This is a genomic window from Streptomyces sannanensis (assembly GCF_039536205.1).
GTDB classification, from domain to species: domain Bacteria; phylum Actinomycetota; class Actinomycetes; order Streptomycetales; family Streptomycetaceae; genus Streptomyces; species Streptomyces sannanensis.
In genome coordinates this window covers 2,771,160-2,795,231 of record NZ_BAAAYL010000001.1, presented here as the reverse complement: position 1 = coordinate 2,795,231, position 24,072 = coordinate 2,771,160, and the positions used below count along the sequence as shown (strand labels likewise).

Below are 24,072 nucleotides of genomic sequence, written 5' to 3'. Positions count from 1 at the left end.
TGCGGTATTACCGGGCGGTGTGAGTGACCCGTTCACTTTCGATCCGTTTGTCCAGGTCCTCTTGCGGGAGCCGGTCCAGATGGCGGCAGAGCACCACCGAGCCGCCCGAGGCGAGCGGCGCGAAAAGTCCTGACGACAGGCCCTGCCAGGTGTCGTATGCCAGCCCCGACAGCAGCCGCGAACCGGGGCCCAGGTCGAGCTCGGATGCGTCGGTGCGCGCCTGTTCGACCACTTGTGCGGCTGTCATTTCCCGGCCCGCGACGACCAGTGCGGGCGCGTCCGGGTCCACCGGCGCGTACGGAGTGAAACGGTCGCCCTGGCTCGGCACCTCGACGGCGTAGTCGGCGAATCCGGCCGGCGGCTGCGGGAAGCGCCCGCCCAGCGGGCGCAACGCCAGAGCCACCCGCTCGCCGGTGCAGGCCTGTGCCGCCGGCAGCGTGTCGGGGCCGCTCACCACGAGATCGGCGGCCGCCGGGTCGCCCTGGACGTCCGCGACGACGCCCACGGAGGAGCAGGCGAGCAGCCAGACGGCGCTCTGCCAGTGAGCGGGCAGCAGCAGGGCGAGCCGATCGCCGGGGGTGGCGCCGAGGTCGTCCTGGAGCAGATTGGCGGTCTTGGCCACCCAATTGGCGAAGGTGGCCACCGACAGCTCGACGCGTTCGCCGGTGGTGTCGTCGTAGAAGGTGACCAGGGGGCGGGCCGGGTCCGCGGCGAGCGCGGATCGCAGCAGGTCGGCGGGGGTGCGGTCGCTGGCGTTCACCCGGGTAAGGGTACGCGGCGGGGCGCCGCGCCCGCGGGGGTGCGACTCCGGGACGTACACCGGATTGGCCGATGCGGCGTCAGTTCCCCGATGGACAGGTTTATCTGATTATGTCCAGGATCATAGGCATGCGTGCCATACTTGCATCCTCGATCGGCGTCGCGTGCACCGCCTCTCTCGTGCTCCCGATCGCCGCTGCCTCTGCCCGCTACACCGCGGCCGATGCCAGACCGGCTGCGATAGAACCCGCCTCCGGCTCCACCCAGTCGCTGCGATTGATATCGCTGGGCGCCGGTTCCGACCGGGCCATGGTCCCGGGCGTGGGCCTGCCCGTCCGCGAAGTCAGACCGTTCTCACTGGTCGGCCTGGTCTGGGACGACGCGAACGCCGAACTCCACGGCACCGTCCAGGTGCGTACCCGGGCCATGGACTCGGGCGCCTGGTCGGGCTGGCAGTCCGTCGAGACGCACACCCACGAGGACGCCGCAGACCCCGGGCCCGCGGAGCGCAGCTCGCGGCCGATCCGTGGCGGGACGGCGCCGCTGTGGGTCGGCGCGTCGGACGCCGTCGAGGTGCGGGTACGCCCGCAGCCGGCCGGCCTGGGCCGGGCCGTGGCCCGTGACCCGCTGCCCGAAGGGCTGCGCCTCGACCTCGTCGACCCCGGCGTCGAGCCGGTCAAGGACGCGCCTGTCAAGGACGCGCCGGCCGGGAGCGCGTCGGCCGAGGGTATATCGGCCGGGAGTGCGTCGGCCGAGGGTATATCGGCCCGGAGTGTGCCGGCCCGTGGCGCGCCGGCCGACACGCCCAAGGCGTCGCTGCTCTCGCCCGGGGACGCGGCGAGTTCCGCCGTCAACGCCCGGCTCGCACCGCTCGGTGCCACCGTGATTCCGGCGGCGAGCAAGGCCCGGACACAGGCCGAACTGCTCGACTCATGGGGCGGTCCCGGAGTGGCGCCCGGCGCGCAGCCGGCCACCGGGCCGTTCATCGGGCCGCGGCCGAGCATCATCACACGCAAGGGGTGGGGAGCCGACGAGACGCTCCGCGCGCAGAGCTTCGTCTACACCAACTCGGTGAAGGTGGCCTTCGTCCACCACACCGCCTCGGGCAACGACTACACATGTGCGGAGGCACCGTCCGTCCTTCGCAGTATCTACCGCTACCACGTCGTGAGCATGGGCTGGCGCGACATCGGCTACAACTTCGTCGTCGACAAGTGCGGAAACATCTACGAAGGGCGCGCGGGAGGCGTGGATGAGCCCGTCATGGGCGCTCATACCTTCGGTTTCAACTCCAACAGCATGGGCATCGCGGTCCTCGGAACGCACAGTTCGTCCAGTCCGTCCCAGGAGACCGTGGATGCCATCTCGGAACTGACGGCCTGGAAGCTCGGTCTGCACGGGGGAAATCCGGAAGGCAGGGCGAGCCTGACGTCGGCCGGGGGGAAGTACGCGAAGGGCGCAGTCGTCAAATTCAATGTCATCTCCGGGCACAAGGATGGGTATGCCACCGCTTGTCCGGGGGAGCTCCTCTACGAACAGCTCGGCAAAACCCGGACCGATTCCGCCAGATTGCAGGGTCGCTGACCGAAAGTTACTGAACAGTCTGCCTACACTGGCCGCCCTCCCTCAGCCATCGCTGGGGGTTTACCCCAGCCGGCCGGCCCGACCAGGAAGCGAGACAACACGTTGACTGAACGGACTGAACCGTCTGAACCGCCTCGATCGCCGGAGGCGATCCTCCTGGTCGGAGGCAAGGGCACCCGGCTGCGCCCGCTCACGGTGCACACCCCCAAGCCGATGGTCCCCGCGGCGGGCGTCCCGTTCCTCACTCACCAACTGGCCAGGGCGAGGGCGGCCGGTGTCGAGCACATCGTGCTCGCCACCTCCTACCTCGCCGAGGTCTTCGAACCGTACTTCGGCGACGGTTCCTCGATGGGCCTGCACATCGAGTACGTGACCGAGCGGGAGCCGCTCGGCACCGGCGGGGCGATCCGCAATGTCGCCGACCGGCTGCACTCGGGCCCCGACGACCCGGTGCTGATCTTCAACGGCGACATCCTCACCGGCCTCGACATCCGTGCGCTCGTCGACATGCACGAGACCAGTGGCGCGGACGTCTCCCTCCACCTCACCCGCGTCGAGGACCCGCGCGCCTTCGGCCTCGTCCCCACCGATCCGACCGGCCGGGTCACCGCCTTCCTCGAGAAGCCGCAGACTCCCGAGGAGATCGTCACCGACCAGATCAACGCGGGCGCGTACGTCTTCCGCCGCTCGGTCATCGACAGCATCCCGACGGGCCGCCCCGTATCCGTCGAACGCGAGACCTTCCCCGAGCTGCTCGCCTCCGGCGCGCATCTCCAGGGCATGGTCGACTCCACGTACTGGCTGGACCTCGGCACCCCGCAGGCCTTCGTCCGCGGCTCCGCCGACCTCGTACTGGGACGCGCGCCGTCCCCGGCCGTACCGGGCCGCTGCGGCGACCGCCTGGTCCTGCCGACGGCCTCCGTGGCCGCCGACGCCAAGCTCTCCGGCGGCACGGTCGTCGGTGAGGGCGCCGTCATCGGCGACGGCGCGCGGATCGACGGCAGTACGGTCCTGGGCGGCGCGATCGTCGAGGCCGGCGCGGTGATCACGGACTCCCTCATCGGTGCCGGGGCCCGGATCGGGGCGCGCACGGTCCTCACAGGCGCGGTGATCGGCGACGGCGCGGTGGTGGGCCCGGACAACGAGCTCCGCGACGGCATCCGCGTCTGGTGCGGCGCCATGCTCCCGCCGGGCGCGGTGCGCTTCTCGTCCGACCAGTAGCGGGCGAGCCGGCCCGGTGCCGGGGCCGGGGTGGGGCGGGGCGCCCACGGGGGTGCCCCGAACCCCGTAGCCTCGGAGGCGTGGCAGGCCGCTTCGCACCTCAGAGCTCGTCCGGGGGGACCCCCGCCTCGCTTCGCACGACTCTGCGGGGCGGGTACACGCACGTACCCGCAGGGGTTCCGCGTCAGGCCGGGAACGCGTCCAGGAGCCGGACCTGGACGCCCCCCGGTCCCCTCGACCTCGGCCTCGTCCTGGGGCCGCTGCGCCGCGGCCCCGCCGACCCCACGTTCCGTACGGCACCCGACGGCTCGGTCTGGCGGGCCGGCCTCACGCCCGCCGGGCCCGGCACGCTCCGGGTCGCCCTGCGTGACGGCCGGGCCGAGGCCGAGGCCTGGGGACCGGGCGCGGAGTGGCTCCTCGACCGGCTCCCCGAGCTGCTGGGTGCACAGGACGACCCGGACGCCTTCGCACCGTGCCACCGCCTGGTGCACGAGTCGCTGCGCCGTCGGCCCGGGCTTCGCCTCTGCCGCACCGGGCTGGTCCTGGAGTCACTGATCCCGTCGGTCCTGGAGCAGAAGGTCACCACCGACGAGGCGTACCGGGCGTGGCGGCTGCTCGTACGGAAGTACGGCGATCCCGCCCCCGGACCTGCCGGTGACCTTCTGCACGTCATGCCGGACGCCCGTACCTGGGCCCTCATCCCGTCCTGGGAGTGGCACCGTGCGGGCGTCGACTCCAAGCGCTCGGCCACGATCCTGCGCGCGGTGCGTGTCGCCCGCCGACTGGAGGAGGCGGCCGGTATGGACTTGGCCGAGGCCACTCGCCGCCTCGAACTGATTCCCGGCATCGGCCCCTGGACGTCGGCGGAAACTCTCCAGCGCTCCAACGGCGCCGCTGACGCGGTGACCGTGGGCGACCTTCATCTGCCCGGCATCATCGGCTACGCGCTGACGGGCGACCGCGACACCGACGACGCGGCGATGCTGGAACTGTTGGCGCCGTACGAGGGCCAACGCCACCGTGCCGCCCGCCTGATCCTGCTCAGCGGCCGCACGCCGCCTCGACGCGCGCCGAAGATGCCGCGAGGCGACATCGGGCGTCTCTGACGCTCGCGGTGCGCCGGTCTCCGTCCTGGTTGGCCTGGGGGAGGCAGCTGGGGCAGTTCGAGGACGGACACACCGGTCCGCCGTGCGGAGAACGGCAACCCCGGGTCCGGACAGCACCCCCTGCGTGGCCCCCTTCGGCATCAGCGCACCTCTACGAACGCCTCCGCGTCCCGTTCCGGCCGCGAGGCCGGGGGAGCCGCCGGGCGGCCCACCGCGATCGCGCCCATCGGGTCCCAGCCCTCCGGGAGGTCCAGCGCGTCGCGCACCACGTCCCGGCAGAACATCGTCGACGACACCCAGGCCGAGCCCAGCCGTTCACCGGCCAGCGCGACCAGGAAGTTCTGCACACCGGCGCCCATGGCCACCACGAACATCTCGCGCTCGGCGGCGCTGCGGCGCGGGTCGGGATAGGTGTGCGAGCCGTCCATGACCAGGCACGGCACCACCAGATACGGCGCGTTGCGCAGTACGTCCCCGCGGCGGACACGCCTCGCCACGGCCTCCTCGGACTTTCCGTCGCCGCGCAGGTCGGCGATCCACGCGTTGCGCATCGCGTCCAGCAGCCGGGTCCGCCCCGACTCGGACTCCACCAGTACGAACCGCCACGGCGTGGTGTGGTGCGGGGCGGGGGCCGTGACGGCCGCGGCGACGGCACGGCGGATGGCGCCGGGGTCGACCGGGTCGTCGGTGAAGGCGCGGACGGTACGCCGCTGGGTCACCGCTTCCCGGATCGCCTCCGAGGTGCCGAGCCGGAACATGTCGTCGGCCGTGTTGCGCACCAGCGCGCGGGCGCCCTCCGAGGAGTCGGCGACCACATGCGGCAGCCCGCGGACCACGGCGACCGGGAGGCCGGTGGCCTTGCCCTTCACCAGGTCGCCGGCCGCGGCGAGTTCGTCGGCGGTGGCGACGACGGTGACGTTCAGCGGATTGCCGTGCGAGTCCGTGTTTCCGCGCAGGTCGTCGAGGACACGCACTCCGGCGGCGCCGATCGCGACATCGGTGAGCCCGCTGCGCCAGGGGCGGCCGAAGGTGTCCGTGACGATTACGCCGACGTCGACGCCCAGGGTTTCGCGCAGTCCCTTCCGGATGGCCGCGGCCGACGCGTCGGGGTCCTCCGGAAGCAGCAGCACGGTCCCCGCGGGAGTGTTGGAGGCGTCCACTCCGGCCGCCGCCATGACGAGGCCGTGCCGGTTCTCGACGATGCGCAGCGTGCCGCGCCGCGCCACGACCCGTACGGTCTCGGCGTCGATGGCGGTTTCGCGGTCGTCCGCCTGGACGATCCGGCCCTCCGCCTTGCTGACGATCTTGGAGGTGACCAGCAGCACATCGCCGTCCGCCAGGCCGGGTTCGGTGGCGGCGATCAGTTCGGCGAGGTCGTCCCCGGGGCGGATCTCCGGCAGACCGGGGAGCGCCCACACCCGGAAGGAGGGCGTGCTCACGCCCGTACCTCCTCGGCGAGTGCCAGGGCCTGACGGGCCATCTCGGCGGTGGCGTCGATGTCCGTCATCATCAGCGGTACGGCCCTGCAGCGGATGCCGGCCGCTTCGACACCGGCCACCGCGCCGGCGTCCACCGTGTCGACGAGCCAGCCGTCGAGCAGTCCCGAGCCGTAGTGTTCGGCCACCGCGGCGGCCGTCGACTCGACGCCGATCGCGGCGAGCACCTTGTCGGCCATGCCGCGCACCGGCGCGTCGCCGACGATGGGGGAGAGGCCGACGACCGGTACGCCCGCCTCGGCGATGGCCTCCCGGATGCCGGGCACGGCGAGGACGGTGCCGACGCTGACGACGGGGTTGGAGGGCGGGAAGAGGATGACGTCGGCGGAGGCGATGGCCTCCAGCACACCGGGCGCGGGCTTGGCCCGGTCGGCGCCGACCGGGACGATGGCGTGCGCGTCCACGGAGGCGCGCAGCTTCACCCAGTACTCCTGGAAGTGGATGGCCCTGCGCTCGCCGTCGACCTCGACCGCGACATGCGTCTCGACGCGGTCGTCGGTCATGGGGATGAGCCGGACGCCGGGCTTCCATCGCGCGCACAGAGCCTCGGTGACCGCGCTCAGTGGATAGCCGGCGGCCAGCATCTGTGTCCTGACGATGTGCGTGGCGAAGTCCCGGTCGCCGAGGCCGAACCACTCGGGCCCCACGCCGTACGCCGCGAGCTCCTCCTTCACATGGAAGGTCTCGTCCGTACGCCCCCAGCCCTGCTCTTCGTTGATGCCACCGCCGAGGGTGTACATCACGGTGTCGAGGTCGGGGCAGACCTTCAGCCCGAACAAATGGATGTCGTCACCTGTGTTGCCGATGACCGTGATGTCCGCGTCGGGGGCGGCCGCCTTCAGGCCGCGCAGGAAACGGGCACCGCCGATGCCGCCGGCCAGAACCACAATGCGCATGCACAGCAGTTTGTCAGGTGCGGACGGCCATCCGTTCCGCCGGGGCGCACTGCGCGCTGTACATGGGCATCTGGGTCAGGCCCGGATAGTAGATGTGCAGGCTGACGGCCGGTTCGAGGGTGTCGTTGAGCACTTCGTGGACGTAACCGGGGGCGAAGACCCGCTGGGATCCGGCATTCAGTGTCCGTGTGCCGCGCTCGGTCCGCTCGGTCAACTCACCTTCCAGGACGGTCAGTACGCCGGAGGAGCGGCCGTGGTCGTGCAGTCCGCTGCCCTGGCCGGGGACCCAGGAGAGCAGCCAGACCTCGTAGCCGAGTGGGGTCTCCCCTGCTCGTGGGGGTCCCCCCTGCTCGAGCGAAGCCGAGAGCTTGGGGGAGAAGCCGAGAGCTTGGGGGAGAAGCCGAGAGCTTGGGGGAGAAGCCGAGAGCTTGGGGGAGAAGCCGAGAGCTTGGGGGAGAAGCCGAGAGCTTGGGGGAGGAGCCGAGAGCTTGGGGGAGGAGCCGAGAGCTTGGGGAACGGTGCGCAGCCGGTGGTACCAGCGGGTCGTGGCGTCGTACTGGACGAGAGGGGCCCACTGCGCCCGGTCGGCGGCGATGGAGCGGGCGAGGCCGGCGAATTCGGCCACGGTGGCGGGGTGCTCGCGGGCGGGCTGGAGGAGGTGCTGGACCTCGAGGATGTCGCCGGCGATCTGGAGGTCGCTGTCGCTGTTCATGGGTGCGGTGGTTCCTCGGCAGAGAAAGATCAAGTGCTGGGGTGTCGCAGATCGCTCGCGGGAGGAGCGAGCGAGGGGAGAGCTGGAGCGCTACGGCATCAACAGCTGGAATAGCAACAGCGGGCCTGGACAGCGCGACGGAGCCCACGTGTGTGGGTCGTGGCGGGCGCTGCGGTCGCTGGCATGCCCTAAAGGAGACCGGCTCGCGATGCCGCTTGTCAACTCAATGCCCGATTTGGCGTCAATGTTTCACCTCATCCGGTTGCTGCGCCCGGAGAAAGGTTTGTGCGGTCACGGTCGGGGAGATGTGGCGCAACATCCGCGCCCGCAAACGTCGTTGCGCTCTCGTGATCTGAATGTGATCCGGGTCGCTTCGAGGGGGTCGAGTGCAACAAGATCAACACGTGTTGCGTCCCTCTCGGTGAGCCGCCGGCGGCCGGAGGGGGTGCGGATAGGCCAGTGGCAAGTGTCATGGTTTTTGCCGATATGAACACTTTCCGCATACCCTTGGTTCCGCAGAGTGAATACCGGGCCCAATAGCAGATCTCGGCTTGACTCGCTCGGATCCACACACTTGTAATTTCACTCGTGTCGTTCGGCCGGAATCGGTAACGGCAACATCACGGGGAAGTAAAGACAGACGAGGGGCGCACATGACCGAGCTGTTCCAACAACTGCTGGTCGAGGACGCGGACGAGGAACTCGGCTGGCAGGAGCGCGCGTTGTGCGCCCAGACCGATCCGGAGTCCTTCTTCCCCGAGAAGGGCGGCTCCACCCGGGAGGCCAAGAAGGTCTGCCTCGCCTGCGAAGTGCGCTCCGAGTGCCTTGAGTACGCCCTCGCCAACGACGAGCGGTTCGGGATCTGGGGCGGCCTTTCGGAGCGTGAGCGGCGCCGCCTGAAGAAGGCCGCCGTCTGATCAGAACGTGCACGTCCGTAGGTGAGGAACGGTCCGTCGTCTGTGTGCTGTCCACAGGCGGCGGACCGCTGTGCTGTGTCAGCCGTTAGTGTGGGGCGCTGTCCGAGACACCAACGCCCCACCGGGGCACGTGTGTCCATCGCAGTCAGCACAGCAGCCTTCCGGGGGGCGACCCCCGGGACCCCGGCCGGAGGGCCCGTACCTCAATGTCCGTGCACAGCCCATCGACGGCCCCGTACGCGGGCGCCGCGACCCCCCCCGAGTTCCCCAGGCACGTCGTCACCGCCGTGCTCGTGTCGCACGACGGCGCCCGCTGGCTGCCCGATGTGCTCGCCGGACTGCTCGGCCAGGAGCGCCCCGCGCAGTACGTCATCGCCGCCGACACCGGCAGCGCCGACGACTCCGCCCGGCTCCTCACCGAAGCGCTCGGCGACGACCGTGTGCTGCACCTCGCGCGCCGCTCCGGTTTCGGCGCCGCCGTCGACGAGGCGGCCCGGACCGCACCCGTCCTCACCCCCGAGGACCTGCCGTACCTCAAGCGGCCCAGCGGCTGGGACCCGGTCACCAGGACCTGGCGCGACGACGCCTACGACCTGCCGGAACTCCCGCACGGCGACCCCGTCCAGTGGCTGTGGCTGCTGCACGACGACAGCGCACCCGAGCCCGACGCTCTCGCCGAACTGCTGCGCGTCGCCGACTCCGACCCGTACGCCGCCGTCGTCGGCCCCAAACTGCGCGGCTGGTACGACCGCAAGCAGCTCCTCGAAGCCGGCGTGTCCATCGCCAACAGCGGACGCCGCTGGACCGGCCTCGACCGCCGCGAGCAGGACCAGGGCCAGCACGACCAGGTCCGCTCGGTCCTCTCCGTGTCGTCCGCCGGCATGCTCATCCGCCGCGATGTGTGGGAGCAACTCGGCGGATTCGACCGACACCTGCCCCTCATGCGCGACGACGTCGACCTGTGCTGGCGGGCCCACGCCGCCGGCCACCGTGTCCTCGTCGCTCCCGGCGCCGTACTGCGACACGCCGAAGCGGCCGCGCGCGAGCGCCGCACCGTCGACTGCGTGGGCCGCTCCGTCGCGAGCCCGCACCGCGTCGACAAGGCGGGCGCCGTCCACACGATGCTCGTCAACACGCGTGGCGCGGCCCTGCCGTTCGTACTGCTGCGCCTGATCCTCGGCACACTGCTGCGCACTTTCGCCTATGTGGTGGGGAAGGTGCCCGGCCAGGCCGTCGACGAGATCAGGGGTCTGCTCTCCGTCCTGCTGCGCCCCGAGCGGATCCTCGCGGAACGGAAACGGCGGGGTAAGCCAGTGGTCGCGGCGAGCGAGCTGCGCCCGCTGTTCCCGCCGCCCGGAGCGACGATCCGGGCCACCGTCGAACAGGCCGTCAGCGACTTCGGCCGCCGTTCCGACGCCGACTCGGGCGGCTCCCGGCACGGAGCCGTCGAGTCCGGCCCCGGTGGTGAGGACGCCGACTATCTGGAGATCGAGCAGTTCGCACGGCTCAAGCGGATCGCTCGTCGGCCGGCGCCGGTGCTCTTCGCCCTGCTGCTGGTCGTCTCGCTCGTCGCCTGCCGGGAGCTGTTCGGCGGCGGCGCGTTGGCGGGCGGTGCGCTGCTGCCCGCTCCCGCGGACGTCGCCGGCCTGTGGGACCGGTACGCCGGCGCCTGGCATCCGCTCGGCACCGGCGGCACCCAGAGCGCACCGCCGTACCTGGGCGCCCTCGCCGGGCTCTCGGCGCTGTTCCTGGGCTCCACCGGATTCGCACTGACCCTCCTGCTGGTCTGCTCTGTGCCGCTGGCCGGCCTCACCGCGTACTTCGCCTCCCGGCCGCTCGTCGAGTCCCGGCTGCTGCGCGCCTGGGCGAGCGTCGCGTACGCCTTCCTGCCCGCCGTCACCGGCGCACTCGCCACCGGGCGGCTCGGCACGGCCGTCCTCGCGGTGCTGCTGCCCCTTCTCGCCCGTGCGGGCGTGGCCGCGGCCGGATTCCAGAGCGGTACCTCCCGGGGCAGCTGGCGCGCCACCTGGGCGTACACCTTTCTTCTCACCTTCACCATGGCCTTCACGCCGGTCGTCTGGCCGGCCGCGGTGCTGCTCGGCCTCGGCGTGCTCGCCGTGCGGCGCGACGACATCACGGCGTACGCGCTGCGTTTCCTCGCCGCCGTCGGCACCCCGATGCTCGTCCTCGCACCCTGGTCGCTGACGCTGCTGACCGGCCCGTCGGGCTTCTTCCGGGAAGCCGGGGCCGAGTACGACACCGGGGCGGCCTCCGCGCTCGACCTGCTCGGCATCAGCCCCGGTGGGCCGAAGGCCGCGGGCGGGCTGCTGCTCATCGGCGTGGTGTTGGCGGCGCTGGCCGCGCTGCTGCGCGAGGAACGCCGGTTCGCGATCCGTACGGCCTGGGTGACCGCGCTGGTCGCCCTCGTCCTGGCTGTGTTCACCAACAACGTGCAGGGCGGCTGGGCCGGCCCCGCCACCCTCGTCTACGGCATCGCCCTGCTCGCCGCCGCCGCGCTCGGCGCCGAAGGCGTCCGCACCCGCGTCGCCGCGCACGGCTTCGGCTGGCGCCAGCCCGCCGCCGTGCTGATCGCGCTGGCCGCCGCGGTGGGGCCGCTGCTGGCCGCCGCCGGCTGGATGATCAGCGGCGCCGCCGGCCCGCTGGAGCGGCGTGACCCGGCGCAGGTCCCGGCCTTCGTCGCCGAGGAGAGCGGTACCCGCGACCAGGCCCGCACCCTGATCCTCGGCGGCAGCTCGCCCGCCCGTGTCTCGTACATGCTGGTACGGGGATCCGGCGGCCGCCTCGGTGACGCCGAACTCGTGGAGGCCGGCGGTGCCGACCCGCGCCTCGGCAAGATCGTCGCCAATCTTGTCGCGGGCTCCGGTGCCGACCAGTCCGACCAGCTCAGCGGCTACGCGATCCGGTACGTCCTGGTACGCGACGGAGCACCGCGCCAGATGAGCCGCGTCCTCGACGCCACCCCCGGCCTGACCAGGCTCAGTCAGCTCGACGGCGGCGCCCTGTGGCGGGTCGACCAGCAGGTCGCGCGTGTCACGATCGTCTCCGGCGACGCCGAGCCGCGGCCCGTCGCGGCCGACCCGGTCGAGGTACACACCAAGATCCCCGCCGGTGGCTCCGGGCGCACCCTGCGGATCGCGGACCGCGCCGCGCCCGGCTGGACGGCCACCCTCGACGGCCATGAGCTGAAGAAGACCACCGTGGACGGCTGGGCCCAGGGCTTCGAGCTGCCCGCGGAAGGCGGCCGGCTCGACGTCACCTACCAGGCCCCGTTCACCCACACCGCGTGGATCTGGACGCAGGTCACCCTGATGCTCGTGCTGCTGGTGCTCGCCCTGCCGGGCCGCCGCCGGGAGATCGACGACGACCTGCCCGAGGATGCGGACGAGGCCCCGGCGGCCGTGCCCGCGGAGCCCGTCGAGGGCGAGGGACGCCGGGCGCGCAGGCTGCGCGCGGCGGCGCAGGCCGAGGGCACGCCGGTGGAGGCCGAGGCCGCGCCGGTGCAGGTGCCCGAGGTGCAGGACGCGGAACCGTATGTGCCGCAGCAGCACATGTACGGGGAGTGGGACGCCCCGGCGTACGCGCCCGCGCCCGCATCCGAGGAGTACGGCCAGTACCCGGCCGACCCGTACGCGAACACTGCCTACCAGTACGGCGCCGAGCAGCAGTACCAGCAGTACGCCGACCCGTACCAGCAGGGCGGCGGCTACGACCCGTACGCCTACGGACAGCAGCCCTACGCCGACGGCCAGGAGCCCGACCAGCGCCCCGACGGGAGCAACCGATGAACCGCACCACCCTCTCCCTCGTCGCGGCCGCCACCGCCCTCGCCGCCGTCACCGGAGTGGCCGCGCTCACCGCACCCGGCGGCGAGGCCGTGGCGGAGGCGAAGGCCCCGTCCCTGCTGCCCGTGGAGCGTTCCAGCCTGCTGTGCCCGGCGCCGAGCAGCTCCGAGGTGGCGGACACGACGTACACGTCGTTCACGCCGGCGGGAGCGGAGGGCGACAAGGCCGGCACCGCGCAACTGCTGCCGACGGCCGCCCAGACCAAGGACGTCACCGCACCCGGGGACGGTGAGAAGGCGAAGCAGCCCGCGGCAGGCCGGACCGCCAAACCCGTGCTCACCCTCAAGGAGCCCGGCAAGCCCGCCACCGCCGAGGCGAGCGGCGGCACGGCCCCCGCCCTCGTCGGCTCCGCCGACGGCCGGCTCGCCCCGGGCTGGACCGTCCAGCAGACCACCTCGGTCTCCGTGGGCGGCGCCCGCGGTCTGCTCGGCGTCAGCTGCACCGCGCCCGACACGAACTTCTGGTTCCCGGGAGCGAGCACCGCCGCCGAGCGGCAGGACTATGTCCATCTCACCAACCCCGACGACACCGCCGCCGTCGCCGACATCGAGCTCTACGGTGCCGACGGCAAGGTGAAGACCGAGGCCAAGGAGGGTGTCACCGTCCCGGCCCGGTCCAGCGTCCCGGTGCTGCTCTCCACCCTCACCACGGAAGCGATCGCCGATCTGACCGTCCACGTCACCACGCGGTCGGGCCGTGTCGGGGCGGTCGTGCGGGTGGCGGACGACAAGGCCGGCAGCGACTGGCTGCCCGCCTCGGCCGACCCGTCCGGCAACGTGGTACTGCCGGGCATCCCGGCGGACGCCACCTCCGTACGCCTGATCGCGTACGCGCCGGGCTCGGACGACGCCGATCTCAAGCTCGGTCTGGCCGGCCCCACCGGCACCATCACCCCTGCCGGTCACGAGACCCTGCACGTCAAGTCGGGGATGACCGCGTCCGTCGACCTCCAGGACCTCACCAGGGGCGAGGCCGGCTCACTGGTCCTCACCCCCGCGCAGCGCGGGCGCGCCACCCCGGTGGTGGCGGCGCTGCGGGTGGTGCGTGGCAAGGGCGACCAGCAGGAGGTCGGCTACATCCCCGCGACCGGTCCGGTGGGGGCGCGGGCGACCGCGGCCGACAACCGCGCGAAGGGCGCCACGCTCTCGCTGTACGCGCCGGAGGGGACGGTGAAGGTCAAGGTCACCGCCTCCGCGGGCAGCGAGGGCGGCGAGCCGGCCGTCAAGACGTACTCGGTCAAGGGCGGTACGACGCTGGCCGTGGTGCCGCCGGTGCCGGCCGGGCTGAAGGGTTCGTACGCGCTGACCGTGGAGCCGGAGTCGGGCGGCACGGTGCACGCGGCACGCACCCTGGCGATCCCGGAGGACGGCATCCCGATGTTCACGGTGCAGACGCTGCCGGACGACCGGGGCACGGTCGTGGTGCCCGAGGCGGTCCAGGACGTCTCCGTCCTGGACGACTGAGACCGCAGGGCCGATCCGGCGTCAGTCCTGCCCGTACCGCGGGTCGACCGACTCCGGCGCGAGCCCGAGCAGGTCCGCGACCTGCTCCACCACGACCTCGTGCACGAGCAGCGCGCGTTCGTCCCGGCTCTTGGTGCGGATTTCCACCGGGCGCCGGTAGACGAAGATCCGTGCGGGCTGCTCCTTGCCGGCGGGCACGGCGCGGCCGAGCGGCACTGCCTCGTCGCTCCATGAGCCCGGATCGTCGCCCTCGAGCATCAGCGGCACGTCCAGCACCAGGAATTCGACGTCCGCGAGCTGCGGCCAACGCCGCTCCAGCCGCTCCACGGAGTCCTGCACGAGATCGCGGAACGTTTCCGCCCTGCTGGCCGCCAGTGGAACCTGGGGCGGGGCGACGGGGCCACGCATCCCGCGGCCGTGACGGTCGCGGCGGCGCGGCCGGGGCTCGGCGGGAGGAGGAGGTACGGGACTGTCCATCACTCACGCAGGGTAGCCCCGGTGGAGGGCTCCGTTCGGCATGTCGCTGTGTGAGCATTTCGGTCACTCTTGGGCCCGATTACCGGCCTATCCGAGACCATGGATTTCCTGTGGATTGTCGGAAAGTTGCGCAAATGGTGACCGCATTCACTGTCGTCCTGGCCCGTGTCCGGGCGCTTCTCCGCAGGTCAGCGAGGCCCCTCTGAAGGGTGCTGTGTTCGACGTCACACCGCGACACGGTGGAGTGAGGTGGTGGAGATTCGTCGCGGCCCGCTCAAGAGTGCGGTACCGTCCAACGTCGTGAGCCTTGTACGTCGCTGTTCGCGCACCGCATGCGGACGTCCCGCCGTCGCGACCCTGACGTACGTCTATGCGGACTCGACCGCGGTCCTCGGACCGCTCGCCACCTATGCCGAGCCCCACTGCTACGACCTGTGCGCGGAGCACAGCGAGCGGCTGACCGCGCCACGCGGCTGGGAGGTCGTCCGGCTCTCCGACGGCTCGGGCCCGACCCGGCCGAGCGGTGACGACCTCGAGGCGCTCGCCAACGCCGTCCGGGAAGCGGCCAGGCCGCACGACCGGACCACCGAGGGCGGCGCGAGCAGCCCGCGTACCGCCGATCCGATGGAGGTGGCGCGACGCGGCCATCTCCGGGTGCTGCGATCTCCCGACTCCTGAGAATCCCTTCCGGGTAGTTTTGGGGGCGACCGCAGAGAAAATCCTGGGAGGGGTGGCCGTGGCTGCTGCCGATCTGTCGCAGATCGTAAAGGCGTACGACGTGCGCGGGGTGGTTCCGGATCAGTGGGACGAGCCCCTCGCCGAGCTCTTCGGAGCCGCGTTCGTGCAGGTGACCAATGCGTCGGCGATCGTCGTCGGCCATGACATGCGTCCCTCGTCGCCGGGCCTCTCCGGAGCCTTCGCCCGGGGCGCGGCCGGCCGCGGCGCCGACGTGACCGAGATCGGCCTCTGCTCCACGGACCAGTTGTACTTCGCCTCCGGTTCGCTGGGCCTGCCCGGCGCGATGTTCACCGCCTCGCACAACCCCGCCCAGTACAACGGCATCAAGATGTGCCGAGCGGGCGCGGCGCCCGTCGGCCAGGACACCGGCCTCGCGGAGATCCGCACCCTGGTCGAACAGTGGTCGTCCGAGGGCGCCCCCGCCCCGGCGGACCGGCCCGGCACCCTCACCCGGCGGGACGTCCTCGCCGACTACGCCGCCCACCTGCTGTCCCTCGTGGACCTCTCCACGATCCGCCCGCTGAAGGCCGTCGTCGACGCGGGCAACGGCATGGGCGGACACACCGTTCCCACCGTGTTCGAGGGTCTGCCGATCGAGCTGATCCCGATGTACTTCGAACTCGACGGCACGTTCCCCAACCACGAGGCCAACCCCCTCGACCCGAAGAACATCATCGACCTCCAGGCGAAGGTCCGTGAGACCGGCGCCGACATCGGCCTCGCCTTCGACGGCGACGCCGATCGCTGCTTCGTCGTCGACGAGCGCGGCGAACCCGTCTCCCCCTCCGCGATCACGGCCCTGGTCGCCGCCCGCGAGCTGGCCAAGCACCCCGGCAGCACGGTGATCCACAACCTGATCACCTCCCGCTCGGTCCCGGAGGTCGTCACCGAACACGGCGGCAAGCCCGTCCGCACCCGGGTCGGCCACTCCTTCATCAAGGAGGAGATGGCCCGCACCGGCGCCATCTTCGGCGGCGAGCACTCCGCGCACTACTACTTCCGCGACTTCTGGAACGCCGATACGGGCATGCTGGCCGCCCTTCATGTCCTGGCCGCCCTCGGTACCCAGCCCGGCCCGCTCTCCGGCCTCGTCAGCGCCTACGACCGCTACACGGGCTCCGGCGAGATCAACTCCACGGTCGCCGACCAGGCGGGGCGCATCGCCGCACTCCGCGAGGCGTTCTCCGGGGAGGAGGGCGTGACGGTCGACGAGCTCGACGGCCTGACGATCTCCACCGCCACCTGGTGGTTCAACGTCCGCCCCTCCAACACCGAGCCTCTTCTCCGCCTCAACGTCGAGGCGGAGGACGAGGCGACGATGGCAAAGATCCGGGACAGGGCCCTCTCCCTCATCCGCACGCCCTGACAGGACAACGGCGGACAGCAGGGCCGCAGCCTGTCCGGCGTCCGAGACGGACATCCCGGCCCCCGCCCCCGGCCTCCGAGCGGGGGCAGGCTCCCGGCCCACCCTTCCCGGGCGGGCCGGGAGCCTGCCCCGCGGCCACGGCCGCGCGCCGCGGCCCCCTCCCGCGTCGGGGCCGCGCATGTGCCGCCCCGGCGGTAGGCTGACGTGGCCCAGACCACCTGATCGACCCGCCGAAGGGAACGCCCATGCCGCTCGAAGCCGGCCTCCTGGAGATCCTTGCCTGTCCCGCCTGCCACGCCCCGCTGGACGACCGGTCGGCAGCCGACACGCCCGAGCTGATCTGCACCGGCACGGACTGCGGCCTGGCGTACCCCGTGCGCGACGGCATCCCTGTCCTCCTCGTCGACGAGGCCCGCCGCCCGGCGTAACCGACAGGCACGGCACAACCCACAACCACAACCCGGCACAAGAAAGCGCACCACACCGCGATCGGAGGCCGCCCCATGCTCGACGAGTCATTGCTCGACGCCCCGGACGCCCTGGCCCGCGCCGACCGCCGTGGACTGCTGCGCGGCGCGGCCGAGGCCGGGGCACGTGTCCGTACCGCCGCCCGGCACGCGGCGGAGGCCGGCATCGTGGAACTGAAGCCGGACGGCCGCCCGCGTGCCGTACTCATCGCGGGCCCCGGGACCGCCGCGAGCGGCGCCGCGGACCTGCTCTCCGCCCTGGCCGGGGCCTCGTGCCCGGTGACCAGGCTGAACCCGACGGGCGTGGCCCCCGCCGCAGGAGCCCTGCGCTGGACGCTGCCCGGCTGGGCAGGCAGCGTCGACCTGCTGCTCATCGCCACCACGGACGGTACGGAGCCCGGCCTTGCGCTGCTCGCCGAGCAGGCGTATCGCCGCGGCTGCACGGTCGTCGCGGTGTCGCCGCACCGCTCCCCGCTGAGCGAGGCGGTCGCGGCCGGCCACGGTCTGGTCGTCCCGATGGCGACCGCGCCGCACGGGCTGTACGAGGACACGCCGGCAGCGAGCTCGAACGCGCTGTGGGCCCTGTTCACACCGCTTCTGATGCTGCTGGACCGGGTCGGTCTGATCTCCGCACCTTCGGACACCCTCCAGCAGGTCGCCGACCGCCTGGACCTCACCGCCGAGCGCTGCGGCCCGGCCATCGCGACGTACAGCAACCCGGCCAAGACGCTGGCCGCCGAGCTCGCTGACTCCCTCCCGCTCATCTGGACGGAGGGCACCGGCGCGGCCCCCGCCGGGCGCCGCTTCGCCGCCGTACTGGCCGAACTGGCCGGCCGCCCTGCCCTTGCCGCCGAGCTGCCCGAGGCGCTGCCGGCCCACAGCATCCTGCTGGCCGGTTCACTCGCCGCCGGCGCCGACCCGGAGGACTTCTTCCGGGACCGGGTCGAGGACCAGCCCCCGCTGCACGCCCGGGTGGTACTCCTCCGGGACCGGCCTGCCGGGACCCTGTCCGCCGCGCCCGCGGCCCGGGAGCTCGCGCTCGGCCACGACACGGCCGTCAGCGAGCTGGAACCGGAAGGGGGCAGCGACCTCGAAACGCTGGCCGAGCTGGTCGCCGTCACGGACTTCGCCACCATCTACCTCGCCCTCACCTCCTCCGCATAGAGATTTCCGGAGACCTCCGCACAGCGACTTCGCACTGCGACTCGTACCGCGACTCCCCGCAGAGACGTCGGCAGAAGGGACTGAAGAGCCATCATGGACCGACTCTTCAATACCGTGCGCCCCTATGCCTGGGGCTCCACGACCTTCATCCCTGAGCTGCTGGGCATCGCCTCCACGGGAGAGCCACAGGCCGAGATGTGGATGGGCGCCAACGGCGGGGCACCGTCAAGGATCGACCGGGGCGAGGGCGAGAGATCACTGCCCGAGGTCATCGCTGCGGACCCGGAGCGCGAGATGGGAGCCGCCACGGTCGCCAAGTTCGGTACGGGCCTGCCCTTTCTGTTCAAACTGCTCGCGGCGGGCACGCCGCTCTCCCTCCAGGTGCACCCGGATCTCGCCCAGGCGAAGGAGGGCTATGAGCGCGAGGAGCGCCAGGGCATCCCGATCGACGCTCCGCACCGCAACTACAAGGACCCCCATCACAAGCCCGAGCTGATCTGCGCGCTCACGCCCTTCGAGGGGCTGTGCGGATTCCGTGACCCGGACGCGACGGCCGAGCTGCTGGCCGCTCTGGACGTCGATTCCCTCAAGCCGTACGTCGATCTCCTGCACGCCCACCCACGGGAGGCCGCGCTGCGCGAGATCCTCACGGCCGTGCTGACGGCGGACCGTGAGGAGGTGGCCGTCACCGTCGCGGAGACCGCCGCCGCCGCGGAGCGCCTCGGCGGCGCCTACGCCCCGTACGCCTCGATCGCCCATCATTTTCCGGGCGACCCGGGCGTCATCGCCGCGATGCTGCTCAATTACGTGAAGCTGCAGCCGGGCGAGGCCCTCTATCTCGGTGCCGGTGTCCCGCACGCGTATCTCCAGGGCCTCGGCGTCGAGATCCTGGCGAACTCGGACAATGTGCTGCGCTGCGGGCTCACCCCCAAGCACGTGGACGTCGCCGAGCTGCTGCGGATCGTCCGCCTCGAGCCGATGGAGCCGGCGATTCTGCGACCCGAGGTCTCCTCGTCCGGCGAGGAGGTCTACGAGACCCCGGTCGACGACTTCCGTCTCTCGCGCTACTTCCTGGCGCCGGGCAGCGCACCGCACGACATCACCGCCGGCACCCCGCAGATCCTTCTCTGTACGGCCGGAACGGCGACAGTGGGGACACTCGACCTCACACCCGGGCAGTCGGTCTTCGTCCCCGCGGGCGAGAAGGCCGTCCTGTCGGGCGGCGGAACGGTGTTCCGCGCCACTGTTGTGGCCTGATGCGACAATGTGCCCCCGAACGGCGGCACCAGAGCCACGGCAGCAACGAAGGGAACACGTACACCCATGAGCGCGGCAGGCGGAACCAAGGCGATCGTTGCGGCGCTCGCCGCGAACCTGGCGATCGCGGCATCGAAGTTCGTGGCCTTCGTCTTCAGCGGCTCGTCCTCGATGCTCGCGGAGGCCGTGCACTCGGTCGCCGACTCCGGCAACCAGGGACTGCTGCTGCTCGGCGGCAAGAAGGCCCAGCGCGTGGCCACACCCGAGCACCCCTTCGGTTACGGACGCGAGCGTTACATCTACGCCTTCCTCGTCTCGATCGTCCTGTTCTCGGTCGGCGGCATGTTCGCCATCTACGAGGGCTACGAGAAGATCAAGCACCCGCACGCGATCGAGCACTGGTACTGGCCGGTCGGCGTCCTCGTTTTCGCGATCGTCGCCGAGGGCTTCTCCTTCCGTACCGCCATAAAGGAGTCCAACCACCTGCGCGGCAAGCAGTCCTGGAAGGAGTTCATCCGGCGGGCCAAGGCACCGGAGCTGCCGGTCGTGCTGCTGGAGGACTTCGGCGCGCTGATCGGTCTGGCCCTGGCGCTTCTCGGTGTCGGCCTGGCGCTGGCCACCGGCAACGGCGTCTGGGACGGCGTCGGCACCGTCTGCATCGGTGTGCTGCTCGTCCTGATCGCCCTCGTGCTCGCCGCCGAGACCAAGTCGCTGCTGCTCGGTGAGTCCGCGGGCCTCGAAGAGGTCGAGAAGATCAGGGCGGCGATGGTGGACGGCGACACCGTCACCCGCGTCATCCACATGCGTACGCTCCACCTCGGGCCGGAGGAACTGCTGGTCGCCGCCAAGATCGCGGTACGGCACGAGATCACCGCCGCCGAGGTCGCCACGGCGATCAACGCGGCCGAGGACCGTATCCGTGCCGCTGTGCCGATCGCCCGGGCGATCTACCTGGAGCCGGACATCTACAGCGAGGCGGAGGCGGCCGCGGGCCCCGACCCGCTGGCCACCCCGGGCGGCCCGACGCCGACCACCCACTGACGACACGCGTACCCACACGGCGGGCGGCACCGGCATCGGAGCCGCCCGCCCGCGCATGCTCCGCCGGTACGCGAAGCCGGCACCCGGCCGAGCGGGCTGTGGCCGCTGCGCCGATCGGTGTAGATTCGTGAACCGAGCCAGACGTCGCTGCTGATGGCGGTCGGGCGGTCCGCTCGCGGACCGGCCGAGGGAGAGAGGGCCTCCGACGGACTGCGCCGCGTGCACCCGGGCATCCGTATGTCCGTTGCCGCGGAGCCGGCCGGCCCCACCCACCCCGACAAACCCCACGAGGAGCAGCTCACTATGACGTCTGTCGCCAACCGACAGGACTTCAAGGTCGCCGACCTGTCGCTCGCCGACTTCGGCCGCAAGGAGATCACCCTCGCCGAGCACGAGATGCCCGGCCTGATGGCGATCCGCAAGGAGTACGCGGAGAAGCAGCCGCTGGTCGGCGCCCGCATCACCGGCTCCCTGCACATGACGGTCCAGACGGCCGTCCTCATCGAGACCCTGGTGGCACTCGGCGCGCAGGTGCGCTGGGCGTCCTGCAACATCTTCTCCACCCAGGACCACGCCGCCGCCGCCATCGCGGTCGGCCCGAACGGCACCCCGGACAACCCCCAGGGCGTCCCGGTCTTCGCCTGGAAGGGCGAGACGCTGGAGGAGTACTGGTGGTGCACCGAGCAGGCGCTGACCTGGCCGGACTCGCCCACCGGCGGTCCGAACATGATCCTGGACGACGGCGGTGACGCGACCCTCCTGGTCCACAAGGGCGTCGAGTTCGAGAAGGCCGGCGCCGCCCCGGACCCGTCCACCGCGGACAGCGAGGAGTACGGTCACGTCCTCACCCTCCTGAACCGCACCCTCGCCGAGAACCCGCAGAAGTGGACGCTCCTCGCGTCCGAGATCCGCGGTGTCACCGAGGAGACCACCACCGGCGTGCACCGTCTGTACGAGATGCACCGCGACGGCACCCTCCTCTTCCCGGCGATCAACGTGAACGACGCCGTGACGAAGTCGAAGTTCGACAACAAGTACGGCTGCCGGCACTCCCTGGTCGATGGCATCAACCGCGCCACCGATGTCCTGATCGGCGGCAAGGTCGCGGTCGTCTGCGGCTACGGCGACGTCGGCAAGGGCTGCGCGGAGTCCCTGCGCGGCCAGGGCGCCCGCGTCATCGTGACGGAGATCGATCCGATCTGCGCACTCCAGGCGGCCATGGACGGCTACCAGGTCACCACCCTCGACGACGTCGTCGAGATCGCCGACATCTTCATCACCACGACCGGCAACAAGGACATCATCATGGCCTCGGACATGGCCAAGATGAAGCACCAGGCGATCGTCGGCAACATCGGCCACTTCGACAACGAGATCGACATGGCGGGCCTCGCCAAGGTCCCCGGCATCGTCAAGGACGAGGTCAAGCCGCAGGTCCACACCTGGACCTTCCCCGACGGCAAGAAGATCATCGTCCTCTCCGAGGGCCGACTGCTGAACCTCGGCAACGCCACCGGTCACCCGTCGTTCGTCATGTCCAACTCGTTCGCGGACCAGACCCTGGCCCAGATCGAGCTGTTCACCAAGCCCGAGCAGTACCCGACCGACGTCTACACGCTGCCCAAGCACCTGGACGAGAAGGTCGCCCGCCTCCACCTCGGAGCCCTCGGCGTCAAGCTGACGACCCTGCGTCCGGAGCAGGCCGCGTACATCGGCGTCGAGGTCGAGGGCCCGTACAAGCCCGACCACTACCGCTACTGAGCCCGCCGAGCCGCAGCCGCGGCAACGCACCCAAGAGCAGGTACCAGGACCAGGCCCCCGTCCGTGTGGCGGGGGCCTGCCCCGTGAAGGACCCGATCCCCATGCCCCGCGGCCGTTATTCGCTCCACGATCCGCACGATCACACCCCCCTCGGCGAAGAACACTTCCAGTGCGCCCCCGGCCCATCCGGCTGGCGCTATGTCTCCCGGATCACCACCCCCTCCGGCGACGACGCCGGTTCGGTCGATCTGGCCCTCGACGAACTGGGCCGCCCCATCCGTCTCGAACTCCACGCGGCGAGCTGGCAGGTCCGCGGCGCCGCCCTTGACGGTGTCACCTGGGTTCGCACCGACCCGACCGGCACTCATGCCACGGAAGGCAATGTCCGCGCCCACGCCTTCACCGGCACGTCGCCCGCGTTTCTCATCGCCACGGCACGGCTCCTGCGCCTCGCCCCCGGTTCTCCCGCGACCCGGGTCCGGCTCGTCGCCTTCACCGACCCGGTTCTCGCCTCCCGCACCCTCGACCAGTCCTGGGCCCTGGTGAAGAGTGAAGCGCACGCCACTGACAACGGCGCGCTCGTCGTGGACGAATACCAGGTCGGCGCCCTGGACACCGGTGAGCAGCACACGGTCCACATCGCCGGGGACGTGGTGCTGTCCGCCCCCGGCATCGAGCTCGAAGAGCTGGAGAGCCCGCCCTCCGTCTTCCCCACCGAGTAGTCACCGTTGCCGACCCCGGTCCCTTGTCAGGAGGGCGGCGCGAACCCTGTCGACGGCGCTGCCGCCCGCATCTGCTCCGCCTCCTCGCCCCGCACCGGGGGCACAGCCCCCTGCGGCATGGCGGAATCCGCCGCACCCGGGCCGACGGTGGGTGCCATGGAGGCGAACCCACCCGCGGACGGCGCCCCGGTCCCGCCGGCCGTCGGCGCACCGGCACCGAAAACCACACCGGCACCAGCACCGGCGTTCGTGCCGAACGCACGACGCGCATCGCGCGCCTGCCGCTCGTGCACCACAGCAGCCAAATAGGCGCCCGGCGGCACCCCCGGAGGCACCGGCGCCCCCGTCCGTCCGGCCATGTCCCCGGCCAGGCGCGCGGCCATGGCCGCGCCGACAACCGGGTCGAGCTGCCCCATCCGGGTCAGGTACTGCCGTACCGCGAGCCACAGCCCGTCCGGCACCCCCGACAGATCAAGCCCGCCGAACCGCCCGATCAACCAGGGCGGCGGAGGCGGCACAGCTCCTGCCCGCCCGGCCGTCACCCGCTCCCGGACGACCAGCGTCCCCGCGAAGACGTCACCGATCCGCCGCCCCCGCGCCGACGCGAGCGACGCGATACAAGCGATGACCCCGAACGACATCAGGATCTCCACCACCCCGACCGCCCCACGCACCAGGGCATGCCGGAACCGGATCGGCCCCCCGTCGTCCCTCACCACCCGCAGGCCGCAGGCCAGCTTGCCCAGCGAACGCCCCTGCGTCAGGGTCTCCACAGCGATCGGCGCGCCCACCAGCACCAGCAGGAACGAAGCCACCTGTATCGCCGCCAGTGCGGCCCCGTCCAGCGAAGCGGTCGCGGTGATCAGCCCGACCAATATCAGGATGTACGCGGTCCACACCACGATCAGATCGATCACCAGGGCGAGTGCCCGACTCGGCAGTTTCGCCGGCCGCAGCCCCAGTACGACCGCGTCCCCCGTCACCAGCGTGCTCATCGGCGCCCACCCATACCCTTCGCCACGACCTTCCCGAGCCCTCGAATTCTCAGTCTGCCAAGCTGAC

General features: G+C 71.6%; 20 protein-coding genes and 1 pseudogene. 14 read left to right on the top strand and 7 right to left on the bottom strand.

What is annotated here, in order from left to right:
- Window positions 1-7: 7 nt before the first annotated feature.
- Window positions 8-760, bottom strand: coding sequence for a TIGR03089 family protein (locus ABD858_RS13065; RefSeq protein ID WP_345036848.1), 753 nt, complete (start codon window positions 758-760; stop codon window positions 8-10).
- Window positions 761-888: 128 nt separating this feature from the next.
- Here ABD858_RS13065 and ABD858_RS13060 point away from each other — a divergent pair, with 128 nt between their 5' ends.
- From ABD858_RS13060 to ABD858_RS13050, 3 genes are all read left to right on the top strand, one after another.
- Entirely contained in the window at window positions 889-2,343 is a 1,455-nt protein-coding gene (locus ABD858_RS13060; RefSeq protein WP_345036842.1) for an N-acetylmuramoyl-L-alanine amidase, read from the top strand.
- 102 nt (window positions 2,344-2,445) lie between these two features.
- Entirely contained in the window at window positions 2,446-3,564 is a 1,119-nt protein-coding gene (manB, locus tag ABD858_RS13055; RefSeq protein ID WP_345036840.1) for a mannose-1-phosphate guanylyltransferase, read from the top strand.
- 80 nt (window positions 3,565-3,644) lie between these two features.
- Entirely contained in the window at window positions 3,645-4,670 is a 1,026-nt protein-coding gene (locus tag ABD858_RS13050; RefSeq protein ID WP_345036838.1) for a DNA-3-methyladenine glycosylase family protein, read from the top strand.
- 140 nt (window positions 4,671-4,810) lie between these two features.
- On the opposite strand, the gene ABD858_RS13045 is transcribed toward ABD858_RS13050, so the two are convergent.
- From ABD858_RS13045 to ABD858_RS13030, 4 genes and pseudogenes are all read right to left on the bottom strand, one after another.
- Window positions 4,811-6,109: a coenzyme F420-0:L-glutamate ligase gene (locus tag ABD858_RS13045; protein ID WP_345036836.1), complete on the bottom strand. Its 1,299-nt coding sequence runs from the start codon at window positions 6,107-6,109 to the stop codon at window positions 4,811-4,813.
- Window positions 6,106-7,062: a 2-phospho-L-lactate transferase gene (gene cofD, locus ABD858_RS13040; protein WP_345036834.1), complete on the bottom strand. Its 957-nt coding sequence runs from the start codon at window positions 7,060-7,062 to the stop codon at window positions 6,106-6,108. The genes ABD858_RS13045 and cofD overlap by 4 nt, the downstream gene beginning before the upstream one ends.
- 13 nt (window positions 7,063-7,075) lie before the next feature.
- Window positions 7,076-7,588: a cysteine dioxygenase gene (locus ABD858_RS36795; protein ID WP_425586323.1), complete on the bottom strand. Its 513-nt coding sequence runs from the start codon at window positions 7,586-7,588 to the stop codon at window positions 7,076-7,078.
- Window positions 7,574-7,774: pseudogene (locus ABD858_RS13030) on the bottom strand (cysteine dioxygenase); the annotation flags it as partial. The gene ABD858_RS36795 and the pseudogene ABD858_RS13030, both read right to left, overlap by 15 nt.
- 653 nt (window positions 7,775-8,427) lie before the next feature.
- Between ABD858_RS13030 and ABD858_RS13025 the strand changes: the two are divergent.
- From ABD858_RS13025 to ABD858_RS13015, 3 genes are all read left to right on the top strand, one after another.
- Entirely contained in the window at window positions 8,428-8,691 is a 264-nt protein-coding gene (locus tag ABD858_RS13025) for a WhiB family transcriptional regulator (protein WP_017945871.1), read from the top strand.
- A gap of 206 nt (window positions 8,692-8,897) precedes the next feature.
- Window positions 8,898-12,497: a glycosyltransferase gene (locus tag ABD858_RS13020; protein WP_345036830.1), complete on the top strand. Its 3,600-nt coding sequence runs from the start codon at window positions 8,898-8,900 to the stop codon at window positions 12,495-12,497.
- On the top strand, window positions 12,494-14,017 hold the full coding sequence (locus tag ABD858_RS13015; RefSeq protein ID WP_345036828.1) for a DUF5719 family protein: 1,524 nt from the start codon (window positions 12,494-12,496) through the stop codon (window positions 14,015-14,017). Before ABD858_RS13020 ends, ABD858_RS13015 begins: the two co-directional genes overlap by 4 nt.
- A 21-nt stretch (window positions 14,018-14,038) precedes the next feature.
- Here the strand turns inward: ABD858_RS13015 and ABD858_RS13010 are convergent, their stop codons facing one another.
- On the bottom strand, window positions 14,039-14,494 hold the full coding sequence (locus ABD858_RS13010) for a metallopeptidase family protein (RefSeq protein WP_345044483.1): 456 nt from the start codon (window positions 14,492-14,494) through the stop codon (window positions 14,039-14,041).
- 252 nt (window positions 14,495-14,746) lie between these two features.
- Between ABD858_RS13010 and ABD858_RS13005 the strand changes: the two genes are divergently transcribed.
- The 8 genes from ABD858_RS13005 to ABD858_RS12970 all read left to right on the top strand — a co-directional run bounded on the left by ABD858_RS13005 (window position 14,747) and on the right by ABD858_RS12970 (window position 23,010).
- Entirely contained in the window at window positions 14,747-15,172 is a 426-nt protein-coding gene (locus tag ABD858_RS13005; RefSeq protein ID WP_345036826.1) for a DUF3499 domain-containing protein, read from the top strand.
- Window positions 15,173-15,230: 58 nt separating this feature from the next.
- Window positions 15,231-16,598: a phosphomannomutase/phosphoglucomutase gene (locus ABD858_RS13000; RefSeq protein ID WP_345036824.1), complete on the top strand. Its 1,368-nt coding sequence runs from the start codon at window positions 15,231-15,233 to the stop codon at window positions 16,596-16,598.
- Window positions 16,599-16,843: 245 nt separating this feature from the next.
- Window positions 16,844-17,026 (top strand): Trm112 family protein, encoded by a 183-nt coding sequence (locus ABD858_RS12995; protein WP_345036821.1) that lies wholly within the window; start codon window positions 16,844-16,846, stop codon window positions 17,024-17,026.
- 75 nt (window positions 17,027-17,101) lie between these two features.
- Window positions 17,102-18,229, top strand: a complete 1,128-nt coding sequence (locus ABD858_RS12990) for an SIS domain-containing protein (RefSeq protein ID WP_345036818.1) — start codon at window positions 17,102-17,104, stop codon at window positions 18,227-18,229.
- 93 nt (window positions 18,230-18,322) lie between these two features.
- Window positions 18,323-19,486 carry a mannose-6-phosphate isomerase, class I gene (manA, locus tag ABD858_RS12985; RefSeq protein ID WP_345036816.1) on the top strand — a complete coding sequence of 388 codons (1,164 nt, stop codon included), beginning with the start codon at window positions 18,323-18,325 and terminating at the stop codon, window positions 19,484-19,486.
- A gap of 66 nt (window positions 19,487-19,552) precedes the next feature.
- Window positions 19,553-20,527 (top strand): cation diffusion facilitator family transporter, encoded by a 975-nt coding sequence (locus ABD858_RS12980; RefSeq protein ID WP_345036814.1) that lies wholly within the window; start codon window positions 19,553-19,555, stop codon window positions 20,525-20,527.
- Between the two features lie 303 nt (window positions 20,528-20,830).
- Window positions 20,831-22,288, top strand: coding sequence for an adenosylhomocysteinase (gene ahcY, locus ABD858_RS12975; RefSeq protein ID WP_345036812.1), 1,458 nt, complete (start codon window positions 20,831-20,833; stop codon window positions 22,286-22,288).
- 101 nt (window positions 22,289-22,389) lie between these two features.
- On the top strand, window positions 22,390-23,010 hold the full coding sequence (locus tag ABD858_RS12970; RefSeq protein WP_345036809.1) for a hypothetical protein: 621 nt from the start codon (window positions 22,390-22,392) through the stop codon (window positions 23,008-23,010).
- Window positions 23,011-23,036: 26 nt separating this feature from the next.
- Here ABD858_RS12970 and ABD858_RS12965 read toward each other — a convergent pair whose 3' ends face one another.
- A complete protein-coding gene (locus ABD858_RS12965) occupies window positions 23,037-24,005 on the bottom strand; it encodes an RDD family protein (RefSeq protein ID WP_345036807.1) in 969 nt (322 codons plus the stop codon).
- Window positions 24,006-24,072: the final 67 nt, after the last annotated feature.